Annotated in this window: 24 protein-coding genes and 1 riboswitch; of the genes, 14 read left to right on the forward strand and 10 right to left on the reverse strand. The window is 56.5% G+C overall.

Features of this window, described 5'->3' with window-relative positions:
• Nucleotide 1: 1 nt before the first annotated feature.
• Together V8J85_RS18170 and hemP are read right to left on the reverse strand one after the other, a co-directional pair.
• Complete coding sequence (locus tag V8J85_RS18170) at nucleotides 2-481, reverse strand: hypothetical protein (protein ID WP_445285924.1); 480 nt, start codon at nucleotides 479-481, stop codon at nucleotides 2-4.
• A complete protein-coding gene (gene hemP / locus V8J85_RS18175) occupies nucleotides 478-645 on the reverse strand; it encodes a hemin uptake protein HemP (protein WP_339955193.1) in 168 nt (55 codons plus the stop codon). The genes V8J85_RS18170 and hemP overlap by 4 nt, the downstream gene beginning before the upstream one ends.
• A gap of 358 nt (nucleotides 646-1,003) precedes the next feature.
• On the opposite strand from hemP, the gene V8J85_RS18180 reads away from it, so the two are divergent.
• From V8J85_RS18180 to V8J85_RS18235, 12 genes are all read left to right on the forward strand, one after another.
• The gene (locus V8J85_RS18180; protein WP_339955219.1) at nucleotides 1,004-2,029 is read left to right on the forward strand and encodes an extracellular solute-binding protein; all 1,026 of its coding nucleotides are present in this window, start codon (nucleotides 1,004-1,006) and stop codon (nucleotides 2,027-2,029) included.
• 579 nt (nucleotides 2,030-2,608) lie between these two features.
• The gene (locus tag V8J85_RS18185) at nucleotides 2,609-4,675 is read left to right on the forward strand and encodes a TonB-dependent receptor domain-containing protein (protein ID WP_339955194.1); all 2,067 of its coding nucleotides are present in this window, start codon (nucleotides 2,609-2,611) and stop codon (nucleotides 4,673-4,675) included.
• Nucleotides 4,676-4,732: 57 nt separating this feature from the next.
• Nucleotides 4,733-5,779 (forward strand): hemin-degrading factor, encoded by a 1,047-nt coding sequence (locus tag V8J85_RS18190; RefSeq protein ID WP_339955195.1) that lies wholly within the window; start codon nucleotides 4,733-4,735, stop codon nucleotides 5,777-5,779.
• Nucleotides 5,779-6,639: a heme/hemin ABC transporter substrate-binding protein gene (locus tag V8J85_RS18195; RefSeq protein WP_339955196.1), complete on the forward strand. Its 861-nt coding sequence runs from the start codon at nucleotides 5,779-5,781 to the stop codon at nucleotides 6,637-6,639. Before V8J85_RS18190 ends, V8J85_RS18195 begins: the two co-directional genes overlap by 1 nt.
• A 3-nt stretch (nucleotides 6,640-6,642) precedes the next feature.
• Entirely contained in the window at nucleotides 6,643-7,722 is a 1,080-nt protein-coding gene (locus tag V8J85_RS18200; RefSeq protein WP_339955197.1) for a FecCD family ABC transporter permease, read from the forward strand.
• A 2-nt stretch (nucleotides 7,723-7,724) separates the two neighbouring features.
• Nucleotides 7,725-8,540: a heme ABC transporter ATP-binding protein gene (locus V8J85_RS18205; RefSeq protein ID WP_339955198.1), complete on the forward strand. Its 816-nt coding sequence runs from the start codon at nucleotides 7,725-7,727 to the stop codon at nucleotides 8,538-8,540.
• Nucleotides 8,537-8,932: a bleomycin resistance protein gene (locus V8J85_RS18210; protein WP_339955199.1), complete on the forward strand. Its 396-nt coding sequence runs from the start codon at nucleotides 8,537-8,539 to the stop codon at nucleotides 8,930-8,932. Before V8J85_RS18205 ends, V8J85_RS18210 begins: the two co-directional genes overlap by 4 nt.
• Nucleotides 8,929-9,312, forward strand: a complete 384-nt coding sequence (locus tag V8J85_RS18215) for a hypothetical protein (RefSeq protein WP_339955200.1) — start codon at nucleotides 8,929-8,931, stop codon at nucleotides 9,310-9,312. Before V8J85_RS18210 ends, V8J85_RS18215 begins: the two co-directional genes overlap by 4 nt.
• A complete protein-coding gene (locus V8J85_RS18220) occupies nucleotides 9,309-9,902 on the forward strand; it encodes a MotA/TolQ/ExbB proton channel family protein (RefSeq protein ID WP_339955201.1) in 594 nt (197 codons plus the stop codon). Before V8J85_RS18215 ends, V8J85_RS18220 begins: the two co-directional genes overlap by 4 nt.
• Complete coding sequence (locus V8J85_RS18225) at nucleotides 9,892-10,263, forward strand: ExbD/TolR family protein (RefSeq protein ID WP_339955202.1); 372 nt, start codon at nucleotides 9,892-9,894, stop codon at nucleotides 10,261-10,263. The genes V8J85_RS18220 and V8J85_RS18225 overlap by 11 nt, the downstream gene beginning before the upstream one ends.
• Complete coding sequence (locus tag V8J85_RS18230; protein ID WP_339955203.1) at nucleotides 10,263-10,661, forward strand: ExbD/TolR family protein; 399 nt, start codon at nucleotides 10,263-10,265, stop codon at nucleotides 10,659-10,661. Before V8J85_RS18225 ends, V8J85_RS18230 begins: the two co-directional genes overlap by 1 nt.
• A 2-nt stretch (nucleotides 10,662-10,663) precedes the next feature.
• Nucleotides 10,664-11,545, forward strand: coding sequence for an energy transducer TonB family protein (locus tag V8J85_RS18235; RefSeq protein WP_339955204.1), 882 nt, complete (start codon nucleotides 10,664-10,666; stop codon nucleotides 11,543-11,545).
• 397 nt (nucleotides 11,546-11,942) lie between these two features.
• On the opposite strand, the gene V8J85_RS18240 is transcribed toward V8J85_RS18235, so the two are convergent.
• From V8J85_RS18240 to V8J85_RS18275, 8 genes are all read right to left on the reverse strand, one after another.
• Nucleotides 11,943-12,950, reverse strand: coding sequence for a FecCD family ABC transporter permease (locus tag V8J85_RS18240; protein ID WP_445285928.1), 1,008 nt, complete (start codon nucleotides 12,948-12,950; stop codon nucleotides 11,943-11,945).
• A 52-nt stretch (nucleotides 12,951-13,002) separates the two neighbouring features.
• Complete coding sequence (locus V8J85_RS18245; protein ID WP_339955206.1) at nucleotides 13,003-13,938, reverse strand: ABC transporter substrate-binding protein; 936 nt, start codon at nucleotides 13,936-13,938, stop codon at nucleotides 13,003-13,005.
• Entirely contained in the window at nucleotides 13,935-14,735 is an 801-nt protein-coding gene (locus V8J85_RS18250; protein ID WP_339955207.1) for an ABC transporter ATP-binding protein, read from the reverse strand. Before V8J85_RS18250 ends, V8J85_RS18245 begins: the two co-directional genes overlap by 4 nt.
• Nucleotides 14,732-15,127 (reverse strand): DUF1636 domain-containing protein, encoded by a 396-nt coding sequence (locus V8J85_RS18255; RefSeq protein WP_339955208.1) that lies wholly within the window; start codon nucleotides 15,125-15,127, stop codon nucleotides 14,732-14,734. The genes V8J85_RS18250 and V8J85_RS18255 overlap by 4 nt, the downstream gene beginning before the upstream one ends.
• Nucleotides 15,128-15,246: 119 nt before the next feature.
• A riboswitch (cobalamin riboswitch) is annotated at nucleotides 15,247-15,464 on the reverse strand.
• A gap of 374 nt (nucleotides 15,465-15,838) precedes the next feature.
• Nucleotides 15,839-16,036, reverse strand: a complete 198-nt coding sequence (locus tag V8J85_RS18260) for a hypothetical protein (RefSeq protein WP_339955209.1) — start codon at nucleotides 16,034-16,036, stop codon at nucleotides 15,839-15,841.
• A 64-nt stretch (nucleotides 16,037-16,100) separates the two neighbouring features.
• On the reverse strand, nucleotides 16,101-16,340 hold the full coding sequence (locus tag V8J85_RS18265; protein ID WP_339955210.1) for a hypothetical protein: 240 nt from the start codon (nucleotides 16,338-16,340) through the stop codon (nucleotides 16,101-16,103).
• Between the two features lie 54 nt (nucleotides 16,341-16,394).
• Nucleotides 16,395-16,802, reverse strand: coding sequence for a hypothetical protein (locus tag V8J85_RS18270; protein WP_339955211.1), 408 nt, complete (start codon nucleotides 16,800-16,802; stop codon nucleotides 16,395-16,397).
• A gap of 44 nt (nucleotides 16,803-16,846) precedes the next feature.
• A complete protein-coding gene (locus tag V8J85_RS18275) occupies nucleotides 16,847-17,155 on the reverse strand; it encodes a hypothetical protein (RefSeq protein WP_339955212.1) in 309 nt (102 codons plus the stop codon).
• Nucleotides 17,156-17,228: 73 nt separating this feature from the next.
• Here V8J85_RS18275 and V8J85_RS18280 point away from each other — a divergent pair, with 73 nt between their 5' ends.
• Both V8J85_RS18280 and V8J85_RS18285 read left to right on the forward strand, forming a co-directional pair.
• Nucleotides 17,229-17,477 (forward strand): helix-turn-helix domain-containing protein, encoded by a 249-nt coding sequence (locus tag V8J85_RS18280; RefSeq protein ID WP_339955213.1) that lies wholly within the window; start codon nucleotides 17,229-17,231, stop codon nucleotides 17,475-17,477.
• 457 nt (nucleotides 17,478-17,934) lie between these two features.
• Nucleotides 17,935-18,159, forward strand: a complete 225-nt coding sequence (locus V8J85_RS18285) for a helix-turn-helix transcriptional regulator (protein ID WP_339955214.1) — start codon at nucleotides 17,935-17,937, stop codon at nucleotides 18,157-18,159.
• Nucleotides 18,160-18,517: the final 358 nt, after the last annotated feature.

Raw genomic sequence — 18,517 nt, forward strand, 5'->3', positions numbered from 1 at the left:
TTTAGTGAAGTGTGGTTTGTAGTGGACGGATCGCAGCCGCCTCTTTCGGCGATGCGAGGTTCATTTGTTTAAGTGCTATGCCAAATTCTACGGCGAGCGAGGCAAGAGCTGGCGCCATATCCGGGCGCACCAGTAAGGTTGCCATCAACAACGTGTCTTCGCGTTCGCCATCAGCAGCAGTTGAAATAAAATTGGCAAAACAGGCCTCGTCAGAGCCAACACATTTGCAGCACATAGCATGTCGTACCAACGGCCTGCGTCCATGGCGGCCGCAAAGACTGCAGATCGACTCAAACGCCTGCAGTGCCCGGCGGCCCTTATCGGATCCGAGGGTGCGCGCCATATCATTCCAGACAGCACTCTGCTTATCGGGACCACTGAACCACATACGCAGATACATCACTGATGCGGCCGGTATCGCCTCAAGATCGGCAATCAAACCAACGGGCGCTCCGCCGCGCTTCTCTACGTCGGTCATCATTTTGTCAGGATCAGCTTTCCGGCGCGCGTAATGCGTAAGACATAGACTTGATTGCCTAGAACGATCTGCGCAAGATCTCCATCTTGGGTCAGATCAACGGCATCGTAGGTGGGTAGTTTTGGTGCGGTCGGCTGGGTCGTCTGTGCGATTGAATGTGTCGCCATCACAGGTCTCCCTTCCGCGTGTCACAATGATCAAGGACCCATTCGAGCTGCAAACCACCGCGGCTACCGTCCTGGTCCAACGCAGCAATTATCTCGGATTTACTGGGAATGGTTGAGGCATCCTCGCGCGGCTTTTCTGCAAACGAACGTATCGGTTGTCGCATTTCAGGAGTCCCTCCTAATCTGTCGAAGATCGGGCTCCCCCATGCAAACGGCGGGGTGGCTAGACTGCTGGCTGCAATCCTGAGTGATTTAATAAGTCATGTCAATCCGACAATTTCTGTCAGATAGCTGGACATCTGTGTTAGCGCGACTAAAACCCTTTCCTGAGCGAAACGCTCAAAATGGGGAGTGTATGATGATAACTAAAACTTCGACAAAGCTTGTAATCGCCGCTACTGCGTCGGTGATCGCCACGACGGCCATCGCCGAAGGGGAATTGAACCTGTACTCCTCGCGCCATTATGACACCGATGAACGTCTTTATTCAGACTTCACCGAGCTGACAGGCATCACCATCAACCGCATTGAGGGCAACGCCGATGAGCTGATCGCCCGGATGGAAGCCGAAGGTGCGAACTCTCCCGCCGATGTGCTGCTGACCGTTGACACATCGCGTCTTGAGCGTGCCAAGGATGCTGGTGTGCTGCAGTCGATCGACAGCGAAGTGCTTGAAGCCCGCATCCCGGTCAGCCTGCAGGATGCCGACAACCAGTGGTTCGGCTTTTCGCAACGCGCGCGGATCATCTTTTACGACAAGACCGACGTGACCAACCCGCCCATGGACTATGTTGCCCTCGCTGATCCCGCTTATGAGGGTCAGGTCTGCCACCGTTCATCGACAAACGTGTATTCACAGACGCTTCTGTCAGCGGTGATCGAAAACCATGGGGCCGAAGCGGCCAAGGGCTGGGCCGAAGGCGTGGTCAACAACTTTGCCCGTGATCCGCAAGGTGGCGATACCGACCAGCTGCGCGGCCTGGTGTCGGGCGAATGCGATATCGCGATTTCGAACACCTATTATTTCGCCCGCGCTTTGCGAAAAGATGTCGATGGGCTGAGCGCTGATGCGCTGGCCAATATCGGCTGGGTCTTTCCTGCGCAGAACGCCGAAGGCGCACATATGAACCTGTCCGGCGGTGGTGTGGCGGCGAATGCACCGAACCGGGACAATGCGATCGCGTTTCTCGAATACCTCGCCTCTGACCAGGCGCAGCAATATTTCAGCGCTGGTAACGACGAATATCCGGCTGTTCCGGGCGTTGGTCTGTCCGAGTCCGTCGCGACGCTTGGCCTGTTCCGGCCCGACGCGGTGGATCTGACCAAGGTGGCGAAGAACGTGCCAGAGGCACAGACCATCTTTAACGAAGTCGGTTGGGAGTAATCCTGACCCCAGCGGGGCGTTGGCTCAGGCGACGCCCCTTACTCTTTAATTGGCTACCCAATACCTAACTCAATTGTCGATATCGGTGCTAGGATTGAGCACTATCTTCCCAGAGATCCTGTTGCTCATCCGTGGAAGTATTGACCCGCCGATGACTGGAGATATCTAAGGCATTCTATTGGATCGGGTTCTTAGCGAACAATCCACCTACTATGTCCACCAATGGGCTCTTACCATATCCGGGTCCTTTGCAGCGACACGCTAACGCTCGCAGATGTGTTTTAAGATCATGTTGCGATTTCATCCGTTCACCCACAACCAAACATTTGATGCACTTGTCCTTTTGTGGTCGGAATGTGGGCTTGTGTCCTAGCAATGACAATGAACCAAAATGAGATTGGCTTTAGCCAAATCTCTAAGCCTTCTCACACCTCTCTGACTCCAAGCTCAATATCTTGACAAAAAAAGTAAGGTAAGAGATACAATCGGTCAGAGCCCGCGTTCACGCCAGCCAAGCACTCATAAAGATAGCCAAGTCTGCAGAGAAAACTGCCACGAGGCAGTTGCTGGAAGGGAATAATGGAAAATAGTATTAAGGTTACGGCATTTGCCGTGCTTTCTGTCGCGAGCCCATACGGTGCAGCCGCGCAGGACTTGATCGCTCCAGAAGGAGAGCTGATCGGGACGGCCATCATTGGTGACAGTTTACGCGGTGTCGCGACGGATACTGCGGCGCCGGAGACCGTCATCGATCAGGAAGAACTGGATGCGCGGCAGGCCACAACGACCGGGCAGCTTTTAGATACCGTTCCAAATGTGACCTTGTTGAACGGCAACACGCCGCAGGGTGGCGGTGTGTCGATCCGCGGTTTGGGCAGCCAAGCGGGGCTGTATTCGAGCGACGGCACGGTCTCGATTGTTGTGGATGGTGTGCGCAGCGGGTCGGAAGAGATTTACCGCAATGGATCTATCCTCGCCCTGGAACCTGAGCTGTTCAAAGAGGTCGAGGTGACCCGTGGCCCGTCAGGCGGGTTCCGTTATTCGAGTTCCGCTGTGGGTGGCACGATCGAACTGACAACGAAGGATGCCAGCGACTTTCTGGAAGACGGCGACACGTTCTCGTTCCGGCAAAAGCTGGGATACGAGGTGAATGGCGAGTCGCCGCTTGCGACGTCGATCCTGTCCTTTGCGCCCACAGAAGACTTTGAGGCCCTGCTGTTTTTGGGTGGGCGCAAGTCTGAAAACCGCGAAGACGGGGATGGCGACGACATCTTTGGGACGGAATTCGAACAAGCGTCAGCGTTGGCCAAGCTGTCCTATCAGATAGGCAGCGCGAGCCGTTTCACCCTGGCCTATCAGCAAAACCAGATCCCTGAGCGGGACGTTAACTACAATGTCTTCGATCCGGACATCGACAGTGCGTTCGGGCGTGTCGATCGGGATATTGAGGATACGACGGCATATCTGGAATATGCATTTGATCCGGTTGATAATGCTCTGATCGACCTGACTGCTCGCCTGCAATTCAAGCGGGAAGAGGTCGCGATTGATCCGATCGACCCCACTTCAACGTCTGGTCTTTTGCAAGCGGACCACCTGACCGAGACAACGTCGCTCTTGCTTGAAAACACATCCCGCTTTGACACGGGCGCTGTTGGCCACGAACTTTTGACCGGACTTGAGGTCGGTCGCCGCGAGCGTAGCTCTGTCGTCGATGCAGGTACCAATGACGGTAGCGCGCCCGGGGGCACCGATGATTTCGTTGCACTCTTCCTCCAAAACGAGATGCAGATCGGAGAGAGGCTGACAGTTGCCCCTGCGCTGCGCTTCGAAGCACAACGTTTGACATTCGAGAATAACCCGCCAACGACCGCCTTCGGCTCTCCGCTTGTTCCGAACGGAACCGAGGTTGAGGACACAAGCTGGACCGGCGGCATCAGCGCGATGTACGACATCACCGAGACATTTGCGGTCTTTGGAACCGTTGCGCGCAATGAAAACCTTCCGGTTCTTGACGATGCCAATAACGAGGTTGCGCTGAACACAATCGAACAGGCGGATACGGTTGAGGTCGGTGTTTCTTATGACGGGTTTGATGTTTTTGCCCGCGACGACAGCTTTGCGGCCAAGCTGACGGTTTATCAGACGATGATCAGTAATGGCCGGACTTATTCGGCAGGTATGGGCCGCTTTCAGTCAGAGATTGAGCTGCAGGGCGTCGAGATTGAGGCGTCTTATGTCCATCCGCAGTTCTATCTGGATTTGGCAGCCGCTGCGAACCGGGGCGATGTTAAAGAACTGTCCGACGGCACAGATGTCGATGATTTCTTCGAAGAAAGCACCGCTGACAACATCGAACTGACGGTTGGCCGGCGCTTTCTGGATGATGAGCTGAACGTTTTCTTCACCATCGATCATAGCTTTGAAAATGACCGAACAGAGGCTGTAGACGGTCCTACGGCCCCATCGGATGCCTATACGCTTTATGATCTGGGCATCGGATACACGCCGACGCGCGGTCCGCTTGCTGCGACAGAGTTCCGCGCATCCATCGATAACATCTTTGACGAAAGCTACCGGCAATATGGCTCTTCTCGCAATGGCGAGGGCCGCAACATCACTTTGTCGGTCGCCCGCACATTCTGACTGAGGCGACGTAAGAACGATGGCCCTTCGCCATCACATGCAAACGGGAGTTAAGACATGGCGCAAAAGCAGACAGCAGACGCGATCCGCGCGGCGCGCAAGGAAGACCCAAAGTCCCGTGATCGGGACTTTGCTGACCGGCTAGGGATCAGCGAGGCGCAGCTTGTCGCCGCTCATCTTGGTGATGGTGTTCGGGCTATTTCGCCAAATCCAGATCAGTTGATGCCCGCCATCAGTCAGCTTGGCGAGGTCATGGCGCTGACCCGCAATGAAAGCGCCGTTCACGAGCGGGTGGGGACTTATGGTGAATATCACAGCGGTGCCCATGCCGCGATGGTGCTGGGGAAAGAGATTGACCTGCGTATCTTCCCCAAACACTGGACCTATGGTTTCGCGATTGATCAAGAGACCGACAAAGGGCGGCGTCGGACATTACAGGTCTTTGATGCAGCTGGGGACGCTGTTCACAAAGTGTTTTTACGGGAGACCTCGAGTCACGACGCCTGGGCGTCGGTCGTTGACAGTCTTGCCGTTGAAGGCAGCGACACGCTTGACGTGGCCGCGCGGACACCGACCGAGGCGGCGATTGAGAAGCCAGCCAAGCGCGATGCGCTTTTGACTGAATGGGTCAAGATGACTGACACGCATCAGTTCATGCGGCTGACGTCAAAGCTGGGCATAAATCGGTTGGGGGCGTACCGCACCGTCGCAGGCACGGATTGGGTCAGGCCGTTGTCGACTGATGCACCGTCTCAACTGCTGAACGCGGTCGCGGATGCCGGGCAAGAGGTCATCCTTTTCGTGGGCAATCGCGGGATGATCCAGATCCATTGGGGGCCGCTGATCAACATCAAGCCAATGGGGCCTTGGCTGAACGTGCTGGATGAGCGGTTTGATCTGCACCTGCGTGGTGACCACGTCGCTGAGGTCTATGCCGTCACCAAACCGACCAAGCGTGGTGCCGCGCTTTCGATTGAGATGTTCGATGCGGCGGGCATGCTGATCGCGCAGGTCTTTGGTCAGCGCGCCGGAGAAGATGATGACCTCAAGGCCTGGGAGGCCATCGTTGACGCCTTACCCACGAAGACGTTGGAGACAGTCTGATGATCCGTATCACGTCATTCGCTGCGATCTTGGTCAGCCTGCCTGTCATGAGCCTTGCCGAGCGATATCCGTCAGCAGATGCCATCGTCTCTGTCGGCGGGCCAATCACGGAAATCATCTATGCGTTGGGCGAAGAGGACCGCATCATCGCCCGCGACACGACATCAGTGTTCCCCGATGAAGTCAGTGATTTGCCCGATGTCGGTTACATGCGACGCCTCTCGGCAGAGGGTGTTTTGTCGGTCGGTCCTGACCTGATCATCGCCCGGTCAACCTCGGGCCCGGTAGAGGCTTTGGACCAACTGCGGGGGGCGGCTGTCCCTATCGTGTTTGTGGAAGATGGCTTTACGCCTGATGCTGTGATCGCATCGGTCGGGACCGTGGGCGAGGCCTTGGGCGTTGAAGACAAAGCCGACGCTTTGATCTCGCAACTTCGGGCGGATTTCGCCGACCTTGAACAAAAAAGGGATGCCAGCGACACCCCCATTCGCGTTCTCTTTGCACTGTCTATTGACGGTGGCCGTCTAAATGCGTCGGGTAGTGGAACCGGCGCTGACGGGATCATCACCTTGGCTGGTGGCGTGAACGTGATGGCCGACGCCTTTGAGGGCTACAAGCTGGTCAATGATGAGGCCATTATCACGGCTGCGCCGGATGTGATCATCATGATGGATGGGCGCGGTGACCATGGTGGGCGGGCCGAGGAAGTGCTTGCGCTACCCGCTGTGTCATCAACGCCTGCGGGGGAAAACGAGGCGTTTATCACAATCCCCGGGGCCGCGTTGGGCTTCGGGCCGCGCACACCGCAATTGGCTGGCGAACTTCTCGCGCAATTGGAAACCGTGGCGAACGGAGAGTAGGGCGTGGCAGTGACTTCAGTGCTCTCCGCGCGATCACACGCGCCAAAACGTGGCGGCGACCGTCGGGTTTTGGCGCGTCTGCTAACGCTTTTCCTGGCGGTATTTTTACTGCTCACCGCTCTCCTCAGTCTTGGCTGGGGTGCGGCGTCTGATACGGATGTGATTGGTGCGATGCTGGGACGCGATGGCGTCTCTTTGCGCGATCAAACGATTGTCTGGGATATCCGCCTGCCGCGTGTGTTTACCGGGTTGCTGGTCGGCGCGGCCTTGGCCGTGTCAGGGGCGATCATGCAGGGCCTTTTCCGCAACCCACTTGCCGATCCGGGGCTTGTCGGCGTCAGCGCAGGCGCGGGGTTCGGCGCCGTTCTGGCTATCGTTCTAGGCGGCTCCGCACCTTTGTGGTTTCAGGCGATTGTGGGATACTACATGGTCCCACTGGCCGCCTTCTTTGGCGGTTGGATCACGACCTTGTTGCTTTACAGCGTTGCCACACGAAACGGTCGGACATCGGTCGCGACGATGCTGCTGGCGGGTATCGCCCTTGCGGCGTTGACCGGCGCGCTTACTGGCATCTTGGTCTACTACGCGACGGATGATGAACTGCGCGACCTGACCTTTTGGGGGTTAGGATCGGTTGCCGGAGCCAATTGGCAAAAGTTCTGGTCGGCAGCACCTTTGATCATCATCTGCCTTGTCGCCGCGCCATTTCTCGCGCGCAGCCTCAACGCCCTTGCCTTGGGCGAAGCCGCAGCGGGTCATTTAGGCATCCGCGTACAATTGATGAAGCGGGTCGCGATCCTGACAGTCGCCTGCAGTGTCGGCGCCGCAGTCGCCGTCACCGGTGGGATCGGCTTTGTCGGCATCGTCGTGCCCCATCTTCTGCGCCTTGTCCAGGGGCCGGATCACAACGGCCTTTTGATCAATTCGGCCTTGCTGGGTGGTGTGATGTTGCTGTTTGCCGATGCCATTTCACGCAGTGTTATCGCGCCCGCCGAAATGCCAATCGGTATCATCACAGCCGTGATCGGCGGCCCGTTCTTCCTGTGGATTTTGATGCGCAATCGATCATTGGTGGACCTTTGACTATGGTGTTGGTTGCAAAAGATATCAGCGTCCATTTCGGCACAACGCAGATCCTGGACGCGGTCGATTTCGAGGCCGCGGCTGGCGCATTCTCAGCGATCATAGGGCCGAACGGGTCGGGCAAAACCACGCTTTTGCGGGCGATGACCGGGGAGATAGCGTATGACGGCGCTGTGTCGGTCAATGGCCAGGATATCAGGGAAACAAGCGCTGATGTGCTCGCCAAGCAGCGCGCCGTGCTCGCGCAATCCACCCAGCTTGCCTTTCCCTTTACCGTGCTCGAGGTCGTCCGGCTGGGCCAAACCGCCGGGGTCGCGACCGAGGACCCAACCCATGCCGGTGATCTTCCATTCAAGGCCTTGGACCGCGTTGGCTTAGGTGGCTTTGAGGGGCGGTTCTATGCGGAGCTGTCTGGTGGTGAGAAGCAGCGGGTGCAGCTTGCCCGTGTCCTCGTTCAGATTTGGTTACCGGTCCTGGATGGCAAGCCCCGTTGGTTGTTTCTAGACGAACCCGTGTCGTCCCTCGATATCGGGCACCAGTTGATGGTGATGCAGATCGCCGCCGACTACGCGCAGGCTGGTGGCGGTGTTGTCGCCGTGATGCACGATCTGAACCTGACGGCCATGTTTGCCCAGCGCGTCACGCTTTTGTCGCAAGGTCGCTGCCTTGCATCCGGCTCACCGCGCGAGGTGCTGACCGATGCAACGCTCAGCACCGCCTATGGCTGCGCGCTGGCGGTCAATACGGCGCCGGCAAACGGGACGCCGTGGCTTTTGCCCCATGCCGCGCAACTCACCCATCACGGAGCAGCGATATGACTAACGTTGAAGCCATACCGATCATGCGATCGCGGAATTTGGATGAGACAACGGCCTTTTACGGCACGCTTGGTTTCACGCCCGAGCGCTTTGGCGATTACCTGATCCTGCGCAGGCCAGGGATCGAACTGCATTTCTGCCCGCCTGATCACGATGACGGGCGCGAGACGGAAAGCTGCTGCTATATCCGCGGCGGCGGCATCGACGCCTTGCATGCGGAATGGACCGCAGCTGGGATCAAGGCGCTTTCACCGATCTATCATCGCCCATGGGGGATGTACGAGTTTTATATCAGCGATCCGCATGGGTGTTTGATGAAATTCGGCCGGTCGGACAGCGAAGGAGCGCCGCCGCAATCTTTCCTGCCTAACCATCCTGGAGACGCCACATGAGAAAGCTCTTGCTTGCCATCGCCTGCCTATTGCCAGGATTTGCCTTGGCAGATGGGGTCACCATCGAGTTGAACAGTCTGCAACCCCAAGATGACGCCTGTCGCTTTGTCTTTACGGCGCAATCCGCGTCGGGCGTCGATGGGTTGGTCCTGGAAACGGCACTCTTTGATACCTCTGGCGCGGTCATGATGCTGACGCTGTTTGACTTCATTGATCTGCCCGCTGGCAATCTGCGCGTGCGGCAGTTCGATATTGCGGGTCAACCTTGCACCGAGGTGGGGCGTATCCTGTTCAACGGGGTCGACAGTTGTGAAGGCGTCGGATGCGGTGAACCATTATCGGTCGTTTCCCGCGTCGACAGTGTGGAGGTGCTGGGATGATTAAACTTGCGCAAGAGCGTTTCGCGCAGCTGCTGGAACTTGGTGGGCCCGTTGTGGCGGTTCTGGTCGGACTATCGATCTTGGCTTTGGCCGTGGCCATCTGGAAAGCCATCGTTTTCCTCATGGTGGGTGTCGGGCGGGGCGCGGAGCAAGGCTTTGTCGCTGAGATTTTGGACAGCTTACGCGTTGTCTCGGGCCAAACGGAAACCGTCCGTGCCGATGCGACGGCCCGGCTTGATGCGGCATTTGGTGAGGTCGCACGCGGTCTGCGCGTGCTTGATCTCACGGCGCAACTTGCCCCGCTTTTAGGGCTGTTCGGCACCATCTTGGGCATGATCGAGGCGTTCCAGCAGTTGCAGGCGGCCGGCAGCACTGCCGATCCGTCGCTGTTGGCCGGGGGCATTTGGGTTGCGTTGATGACAACAGCCGTGGGCCTTTGCGTGGCCATCCCGGCCTCGGTTCTACTGGCGTGGTTCGATGCGAGCCTCATGCGACATCGGCTTGCTGCGAATGTCGCGTTAGAGGCGCGGTTGGGCGGCAGCAATCCAACGCCATCCGCAGCCAGGCAGGCCTTGCAACATGCAGGTTAGACCACGCGCGCGCCTGCCGATGACATCGCTGATCGATGTTATCTTCCTGCTCTTATTATTCTTTATGCTGACCTCAACGTTTTCGCGGTTTGGCGAGATCCCGATCACGCTTGGGGGGACCGGCGCCAATGCAGCGTCGAGCGACACCGCGCCTCTATTCGTGCGCATCACGGTAAATGGCCCAAGCCTCAATGGCACTAACGTCGCTTCCGCTGATCTGGCGGATCAGATATCGGAGCGATCAGACAGCCCACCCCGCATATTAGTCACGGCCACATCAGAGGCATCGGCGCAATCACTGGCCGAGACTTTGCATGCGTTGCGCGCGATCCCGGATGCGCAAATTGTGGTGCTCAATTAATGTACTCCCCATCGGCAATAAGAGCGACCCGAGAGAAAGGGGAGCCAACGCTTCCACTGATTAACATCGTCTTTCTGATGTTAATTTTCTTTCTCGTCACCGCGCAAATGGCGCGCCCGCTTGACCCGGATATCCAACTCATTAACACAGATGACCCGGCCTTTGTCCCTCCGCCAGATGCGATCGTGATTGATGCCGCTGGCGACATCACATTTCGTGGCCAGCCGTTATCAGCCGATGCAGTTCTAGCGATTTTGCAAGCGGAACGTGATGGCGATATCAACGCGCGCATCCTGCCTGACCGACGGGCGCCTGCAGAGCTTGTTATTTCAGTCGCACAGGAATTGCGGGGCGCAGGCGCGCAGAGCGTGTTTATCGTAACGGAACAGGCGCTTTAGCCATGGGGCGGGTGATCTTCGCTCTGGCCGTTCTGGCATCCATTGGCGTTCACACTGTCATCGCCGGTATGTGGTCAGATGATGAAATGGTCGTCGCTGGCGGCGACGTTGCAGGTGAAGTCGCGCTTGGCACCAGCTTTGCAGACCTCGTCGCCGGCACATTAGAAAGCGCGACACCCGATGGTGAGATATCACCCATCGCGACGACCGCCCAACCGGTTCAGCCGCAACCGCGGGAGATCGTAAGACCGCATGTTACTGCAACAATAAAACCTATCAGCGCTGCGAACGCAGAAACAATTGAGAATACGCAACAGATCAGATCACCTAAAGTCGCAAATACAGTGGCACTTCAAACAATCAGCCCGCGCGCATCAACGGATACCAACAGGCCAACAGAAGCGCGGGACGCGCTTGCCGTTGCGACTAGCCAACGACCGACCGCACGACCATTGCCAGCGGAGAATGCCGAACGCGCCACCGAAGAGGCTCAGGTGCGGCGGGGCAATGCTGAGGCTAGCGCAGCCAGCGGCCAACAATCCGGCAATCAGACCAGATCGACAGCGCAATCCTCAGCGACCCGACAAACGACGTCGCGGGTCGTTGGTCAGGGCGCAATCAATGACTACAAGTCTCGGGTCGCAGCTCGCGTCATCCGCGTAGCCGAGCGAATGCGGTCGAGGGGCTCTGTGGGCAATGTCGTTGTGAACATGCAGATTTCGGCGAACGGTGGGTTAGCAGCCGCGACCATCGCCCAAAGTTCGGGTAATGCAACAGCCGACGCTATCGCACTCGATGCGATCCGCCGCGCAGCGCCCTTTGATCCAACACCGACTGGCCAAGGCCTGTCGGTTGCCTTCGCAGTTCAACTTGTCTCAAGATGAGATAGCCGATGGCCAGATTGACCGGCAACTGACACCTTAGATGCTGCCAACTGATGATTGCGACATTGGAGCGTCAGCTTCTTGAGAAGAATGCTCAACGATGAGTTCAACGAAGAAACCACGCCTATTCTGAATACGCGAAGGTCAATACAGCCCTGTCCTTGTCATCACCAAAAGGCCGATCTAACCAGCCCAGTTGTGTTACGGCGGAAGGGTGGTGTGTCTTTGGTAAGAAGAAGCTTATCCCGCTCAAAGAAGCTGCCGTTCGCAGTCCAGAGTGGTCATTTGGTCACCTGTACAACGCCGGGCCAAACCAAGCTCTCAATCACAATTTCTGATGTGAGAGGTCGCCAGAAAAGTCTGGTTTAATCCGTCCAACAAGGCTTTCGGTTCTTTGTCAGCTGCCACGTTTACGTCCCAGAAGCCAAACGAAGAACACCCCGCCAGCCAGTCCTGTCACGATGCCAATCGGCATGTCTTCCGGGGCCATGACTGTGCGAGCGGTAATGTCCGCCCAAAGGAGGAACACAGCCCCGATCAGGGCTGAGCCGGGCAGCACACGGGCGTAGTCGCCGCCCACCACCATACGCACCACATGGGGCACCATGAGACCGACAAAGCCGATGATGCCGGAAAACGCGACCATGACACCGGTGATCAGTGCACCGACGACAAAGACTGACATTCGGAACCGGGAGACCGGGATGCCAAGTGTTGATGCGGTTTCGTCCCCAACTGTCATGGCATTCAGGTCTTGGGCTTTCCACATCAGCCATCCTGCACATAAGGCAAGGATAAATAGTGGGTAGATCAGTTGGCTCCATTGCGCCAGGCCGAGACCGCCAAGCATCCAGAAGACAACGATATGGGTGGCCTTGGGGTCGGCGAGAAAGATCAGGACATTCGCGCAGGCCATGATGATGAATGATACGGCCACCCCGGCCAAGACCAGACGATCGGCGCTTGTCGCATCTGCAAACCGTGACACACCGAGGACAATGAATGTTGCGCCAAGTGCGCCAACAAAGGCCAGCAACGGGACGGTCAGCAGGCCAATGAACAGCCCAGTATGCAAGAGTGCCAGGATCGCCCCGAACGCACCGCCAGAGGAGATGCCCAGGAGATGCGGGTCGGCCAGCGGGTTGCGTGTCACAGCCTGAAGGCTGGCCCCCACCATCGCCAGACCAGCCCCGACCATCATGGCCAGCAATGCCCGTGGGAACCGGATTTCCCAGACAATGGCCTCCCGGCTACGCGACCATGTTTCTTCGATGATCCCCGGTGAAAGTTTGTTGAGGATGACGCCCCACACTGTGCCCAACGGAACTGGGACTGCTCCGACTGAAATGGCGAGGGAGAGCGAGATCACAAGCAGGATTACCCCACCGACAAGAAAGGCGAACATACCGCCAAATCTGCGGGAAACCTGTACGCGGTTTGTGATCTCACTCATCAGATCATTCGACCCAGAAAGCTTCGGCCAAGGTCTTGATCGCCTGGATGTTACGCGGCCCAGGTGTGGCTTCGACATATTCCAAGGTCACAAAGCGATCATTCTTAACCGCGTCCAGATCAGCGAAGGCCGGGTTTGACATCATGAACTCGCGCTTCTGTTCGGCGGTCACTTCGCCATAGTTCACGATCATGATGACCTGTGGGTTGCGCTCGACAACCTCTTCCCACGTCACGGTCGCCCAGCTTTTCTCGAAATCGTCCATGATGTTGACGCCACCTACTGCCTCAATCAACGCGGTCGGCATGGCGTAGCGGCCAGCGGTGAAGGGCGTGTCTTCACCACTGTCATAGACGAACACGCGCAGGGGTTCACCGGTTTCCAATCCATCTGTGAAAGCGGCGAGGTCCGCACGGTAGCCATCCACGAGTTCGGCGGCCTTGTCTTCAACATCGAAGATAGCGCCAAGGTTCATCAGGTCAGCATACATCATATCAATGCTGGCCTTTTCGGTCTCCATAATGTGGGTGCAGGATTCGGTCAGTTCGTAGACCTCAATGCCGAAGGGTGCCAAGGTCTCTGGTGTGACCTCACCGCCCACCTTCATGCCGTAGTTCCACCCTGCAAAGAAGAAGTCGGCATCGGCTCCGACCAACACTTCCTTTGATGGATATTGCGCGGACAGTTCGGGCAGTTCCTCAACGCCAGACCGCATTTCTTCATCAAGAGTTTTCCATCCAGAGATACCCGTATAGCCGACCATCCGATCAGCAAGGCCAAGCACCAGCATCATCTCGGTCAGGTTCACATCGTTCGATATCGCCCGTTCGGGTGGCGCATCGAAAGTGACAGTACGGTCGCAGCTTTGCACGGTCGTTTCGGCAGCGGCGGCACCGGCAGCAATAATCAGTGTGGTCGATGCCAAGAAGAGCGTCTTCATGTGTGTGGTCCTTTGTTCTGAAGATGGAATGTCAGGTGATCAGTATTGCTGCGGGAAAGCTGTTCCCGCTGCGCGACGACTTGGAAAGCATCAGAGACGGCGGCCTCTGACAGCACTTGTTCTGGAGGACCGAAGCCGACAGTTTGGCCGAGTTGGATCAGCAGAACATCGTCACATACGCCTGCCGCGAGGTTCAGGTCATGCAGCGATGTCACGATGGTCAGTGGCAAGTTGCGGATCAGGTCCAGCACCTCCAACTGATGACGAATGTCGAGATGGTTGGTCGGCTCATCAAGGATGAGAAGGCGCGGTTCTTGCGCCAAGGCCCGCGCAACCATCACCCGCTGACGTTCCCCGCCTGATAGGGTGCCCAGATGGCGGTCAGCCAGACCACGCAGGTCCAGGCGGTCCAATGCATCATTGATAATGTCTTTGTCACGGGAGCCAGTGTTTGCACCGAACCCTCGCCTGTGCGGTGTGCGACCCAAGGCCACGATCTCGCCCACGGTCAGGGCAAAGTCGCTGGGCTGCTCCTGCAATACAGCGGCGATGCGTTGCGCAACAGACCGTGCCGATAGCGTCCAGATGTCCTCTCCGTCCACGCACACTGTGCCAGTCGTCGGGCGGTGAAACCGGTAGAGCAACCGCAGCAGCGTCGTTTTCCCGGCACCATTTGGCCCAACGATGCCGAGTACACGCCCCGCCTCCAACGCAAAACTTGTTGACCGCAGCAGCGGACCAGCGCCGCGTCCTGGTGACCATGAAAGGTCCTTCACAGAAAGGGTGGCAGCGCTCACGAGGCCCGAACCTCGTCTTCTTCGATGGCCATGATCGCGGCGGGCACGCGGGCCAGTGTGGACTTCCGCAGCCTTCCTGGGCGATCCACAGACGAACACCAGCCATCATGCAGATAGGCATATTGCTTGGCGAAGGTCACAAGGTCGTTGATGTCGGTATCGGGGTCGATATCGCCGAAGAGATACGTCGCCTTCTTCGTGCCGTGATAGGCAACCGTACACGGGTGATCGCAGCCCGCCATGCAGGCGACCCCGGATATCTCGAACGCCTCCGGAACGGCATCTCCAGCTTCGGCAATGGCCTGCCGAAGACGTTCGATCAGTTCATAGCCGGGGCGACACTCAGTCCCTTTGTGCCGACAGGATGTACAAATTGTAATGCGATGATTCATCAGGCCCTCCGCCTCTCAGACGGGCGAAGGAAGAACCATTTTGTGGGCGGAAAGACCGCTTTGCCATCATATGCTCCTGACCAGGCACCCCGCCTGCATCGTGTTGAAACGCCGACATGCAACACATGCCGGTGATGGCAGGTCTCCTGACTTGCGGGTCACGGCTTCCCCGAACCTTCCCGGACGCTGGGTCCAGTGGTTAACATCGGGGTCGCTCTCCGCTCACAGTTGCGGGGGCAGTCACGGATTTGGTGCCTACAAGGCTACGCCGCACCGTGTTCCCTTTTCATCTCATCAGCACTTGGGGCGTCCGAGAACCATCAGCGTCAAAAAATCGTAAAATATGCAGATGGTCAATGTCTGGAATGGATCGCGATGCTGCCACTTGAGCTATCGATGGCAAAGCCCGCTTTGTCCGCCAACTGCATATTCGACCGTGGTAAGACTTTGCGCTCGCGGCGAATGGCCGGTCTGGTGAAGCTGCAGTGCGGCACCGGTCACTGCGACGAATGTCTCTTAAGCTAGGTTCCGTAGCTTTCGAAACGTTCCAGCATGTCGGAGAAAAAAGAGCGCTCCCATTCGTTTACGTTGCCGTTCTCGAGGCGATCACGGAGCTGGGCTTTGATCTGATCAGTGCGTTCCTGCGAGATTGGCATTCAGATCCGATCTATTTCCCGTGGCTGAGGGAACAGCCCCTGATGGATAGACCCACTAGCCCGCCCTTTCAGCGGTGTCGGCCTCTTCAAGGAAATCATCAATGCCTTGTTTTTTCATACGACGCGCCCAGGTCACCTCTGCGATTGCTCTGTCAATCTGCATGGCATCACCGGAAGCATAGCTGCGCTTTATAAGCTCCAACTGCGCATCAGCATCGTTGGCCAGAGCAAACTCGTCAGTGTCTGATGTCATGAATGCCTCCGAAATATGTCTTTATTTTCTTATCTCATACCAAAGATCTGAGATAGGGCTTGTCCTAGTTCCAATTGATCTCTTCGAACGAAGCAATCATTTCGTCCACCCAGCTCGAGTCTTTGCTCTTGATGAGTACGGCTGCTGGAAACTGCGCCATTGGGGCCATATCGCTATCGGGATCGTCGGTTGGCATATAAAAGCTCAGCCCACCGGCCTCATCCACGATCAAGGCGGAAGCACCCTCTGGCAGGATCGATCCATGGTCTGCGTTGATCGGTGTCATCGACTTGTTCTGCTCCATACAGCGGTGCCCGCATCCCTTGCCCGAGGAAATCAGTTCAACGTCACAGGGTCTCTAGATTTCCGCAAGCACTTCATAGTCAGAAATCAACTCGACATAATTGGCCAGATCGCCAAGCGCTCTGCTCCGCAATTCAGACTGCGGTTTCTCAACAACCTCGACCTGCAAATAATCATATTTCTCCTCTAGGCGCACCTTCGCGCCGCAGGCCTCAGCAATGCGTTCGATTGACCAGGCCCACTGGTCCCAATGATTGCGGTGCGGCCACCTAAAGTCACCGAACATGAATTCCTCGGGGCCTTTCAATGGATGCATCTCGGCATCAACACTCGCCAACGTGGTGCGGAGATTGTCCAGCGCTCTGTCAGCGCCAACATCCGTATCGGCAAGTTCGGCACCCAAGACACGGACAGCTGTTTTTGCTGCGCCGGCTGCTAACACTACATCACCATACATCCTCATGCCTACCTCCATTTTTGATCAGTCTCATCTCGTATCGATTTTTCCTAAGTGCCCTTGTACCAATGTGGCCCACTTGATGCTTCGCGAAACGTGACGAAGCCGCCGAACGCACTGGTGAGCGCCATTACGGCCATTCCCCACATCAGCGGCGCGGCTGGCGATAGCTGCACCATCAACACGCATATGAAGACAGACACGGCTCCCAGCAGGACAGCATAGGCCATCACATATGCCTTGCTGCGCATCCCGTTACGCGTCTTGAAACCTTTGACGGCATTGCATTGAGGGCAGACCACTGCCTGCGGGTCGATTTGAGACTTGCAGAATGGGCAGGTTTGCTCACTTTCATTCATTTTACGCGCCTCCACCGCAAAATGATACGATAAGTCCGTGGACGATTAAACCTCTTTCCTGCGCTACAAACGTATGGACAAGCGGTTCACAGTTCAGGACTTCGGCGAGCGACTAAGGGCGCTACGCAAACAGCGGGGGCACTCCCAAGAGGGATTTGCCCTTCTGGTCGAACTTGATCGAACGTATGTAGGCGGGATTGAGCGCGGCGAACGGAACCCCGGTTTAAAGGTCATTCTTAAGATTGCCGAGACCTTGAATGTACCGGCCTCTGATCTTTTCAGCCAGTCACCGGAAAGCAACCCTGCAGATGAAGGTTGTTAGCATGTATGCGCCGCCAACGTGTAAAGCTACGGTTATCCTCCACAGGCAATAGCGCCTCTATCTAAAAAAGATAACACTAGTGGTAGAGATTTATTTTATGCTGTTACTTTTGTGACTAGCAGCAAAAATGATACCGGCGATAATCCGCTTACTATATCGGTTTCGATAAACCATCTTTTCGAGTTTATTGCCTACTACAATAAAGACTTTTTTGCAGACATTTTTTCATTTTATTCCTACTGAGATAAGTCTCATCGTCAACTTTATTAGACGAAGAATAAATGCAACCAAATGCATCACTTCAATTACCCTCGAAGTAAATTTAACGCCATCAGCCTCGATCTCGAAACATCGCTGATGACCCGATGATTCGGTCTGTGCCATCTTCTATCTAGCTGATTCGTGATAGCCAAAGGCGTTACTTCCGTAGTCTACGCATCCAATCGAAAGAGAGAAAATGGATCCCAAAGCCCGCCATTCTCGAATTAAGAAACAACTTTTGGACTTGGGATACACAATTCAGGCTCTGGCGGATGAGATCGGCGTATCTCGACCAACTGTTTCAACTGTAATTGCCGGCTTACGTACGTCTCACCGCGTCCAATCCCATCTGGCGGGTCTATTGGACACAACACCAGAGAGCTTGTTTCCCGAGCGCTATGACAAGGAGGAAAAAAGATGAGTTAGAAAAAATGAAGGCTCGACTGCGCCAACAGTTGAGCCCCCAAAGAGTGACCAAAAGCCACTTCCATCTCTACGCTTTGGTCGCTCATTCAGCCTCAAAAGTCAACTGTTTTGCAGCCGCCAGCGGCCCTGCGGAGCAGTTGGCAAACAACAGCTAGAATGAAGTGGAAACACCATGTTGAATCACCAAGATGTCTTGTGCCCCGCACGAACCAATGGCCTCACGCCTAACACTGAGGTGCCCCTAGATTTGTAGACGCTTTGCCCCCTAACTTTGAGGCGAGGAGGCCGACATGGGGACAAGCAATTACAGCGACGATTTCAAGCGGGATGCGGTGCATCAGATCACGGTGCGG

The organism is Yoonia sp. 2307UL14-13, assembly GCF_037572755.1.
Taxonomy (GTDB): domain Bacteria; phylum Pseudomonadota; class Alphaproteobacteria; order Rhodobacterales; family Rhodobacteraceae; genus Yoonia.

Bases quoted from the DNA above. Each gene is read 5' to 3' on its own strand.
- V8J85_RS18170 (WP_445285924.1), bottom strand. From the start codon at position 481: ATGATGACCGACGTAGAGAAGCGCGGCGGAGCGCCCGTTGGTTTGATT.
- hemP (WP_339955193.1), bottom strand. From the start codon at position 645: ATGGCGACACATTCAATCGCACAGACGACCCAGCCGACCGCACCAAAA.
- V8J85_RS18180 (WP_339955219.1), top strand. From the start codon at position 1,004: ATGATAACTAAAACTTCGACAAAGCTTGTAATCGCCGCTACTGCGTCG.
- V8J85_RS18185 (WP_339955194.1), top strand. From the start codon at position 2,609: ATGGAAAATAGTATTAAGGTTACGGCATTTGCCGTGCTTTCTGTCGCG.
- V8J85_RS18190 (WP_339955195.1), top strand. From the start codon at position 4,733: ATGGCGCAAAAGCAGACAGCAGACGCGATCCGCGCGGCGCGCAAGGAA.
- V8J85_RS18195 (WP_339955196.1), top strand. From the start codon at position 5,779: ATGATCCGTATCACGTCATTCGCTGCGATCTTGGTCAGCCTGCCTGTC.
- V8J85_RS18205 (WP_339955198.1), top strand. From the start codon at position 7,725: ATGGTGTTGGTTGCAAAAGATATCAGCGTCCATTTCGGCACAACGCAG.
- V8J85_RS18210 (WP_339955199.1), top strand. From the start codon at position 8,537: ATGACTAACGTTGAAGCCATACCGATCATGCGATCGCGGAATTTGGAT.
- V8J85_RS18215 (WP_339955200.1), top strand. From the start codon at position 8,929: ATGAGAAAGCTCTTGCTTGCCATCGCCTGCCTATTGCCAGGATTTGCC.
- V8J85_RS18220 (WP_339955201.1), top strand. From the start codon at position 9,309: ATGATTAAACTTGCGCAAGAGCGTTTCGCGCAGCTGCTGGAACTTGGT.
- V8J85_RS18225 (WP_339955202.1), top strand. From the start codon at position 9,892: ATGCAGGTTAGACCACGCGCGCGCCTGCCGATGACATCGCTGATCGAT.
- V8J85_RS18230 (WP_339955203.1), top strand. From the start codon at position 10,263: ATGTACTCCCCATCGGCAATAAGAGCGACCCGAGAGAAAGGGGAGCCA.
- V8J85_RS18235 (WP_339955204.1), top strand. From the start codon at position 10,664: ATGGGGCGGGTGATCTTCGCTCTGGCCGTTCTGGCATCCATTGGCGTT.
- V8J85_RS18240 (WP_445285928.1), bottom strand. From the start codon at position 12,950: ATGTTCGCCTTTCTTGTCGGTGGGGTAATCCTGCTTGTGATCTCGCTC.
- V8J85_RS18245 (WP_339955206.1), bottom strand. From the start codon at position 13,938: ATGAAGACGCTCTTCTTGGCATCGACCACACTGATTATTGCTGCCGGT.
- V8J85_RS18255 (WP_339955208.1), bottom strand. From the start codon at position 15,127: ATGAATCATCGCATTACAATTTGTACATCCTGTCGGCACAAAGGGACT.
- V8J85_RS18260 (WP_339955209.1), bottom strand. From the start codon at position 16,036: ATGACATCAGACACTGACGAGTTTGCTCTGGCCAACGATGCTGATGCG.
- V8J85_RS18265 (WP_339955210.1), bottom strand. From the start codon at position 16,340: ATGGAGCAGAACAAGTCGATGACACCGATCAACGCAGACCATGGATCG.
- V8J85_RS18270 (WP_339955211.1), bottom strand. From the start codon at position 16,802: ATGAGGATGTATGGTGATGTAGTGTTAGCAGCCGGCGCAGCAAAAACA.
- V8J85_RS18275 (WP_339955212.1), bottom strand. From the start codon at position 17,155: ATGAATGAAAGTGAGCAAACCTGCCCATTCTGCAAGTCTCAAATCGAC.
- V8J85_RS18280 (WP_339955213.1), top strand. From the start codon at position 17,229: ATGGACAAGCGGTTCACAGTTCAGGACTTCGGCGAGCGACTAAGGGCG.
- V8J85_RS18285 (WP_339955214.1), top strand. From the start codon at position 17,935: ATGGATCCCAAAGCCCGCCATTCTCGAATTAAGAAACAACTTTTGGAC.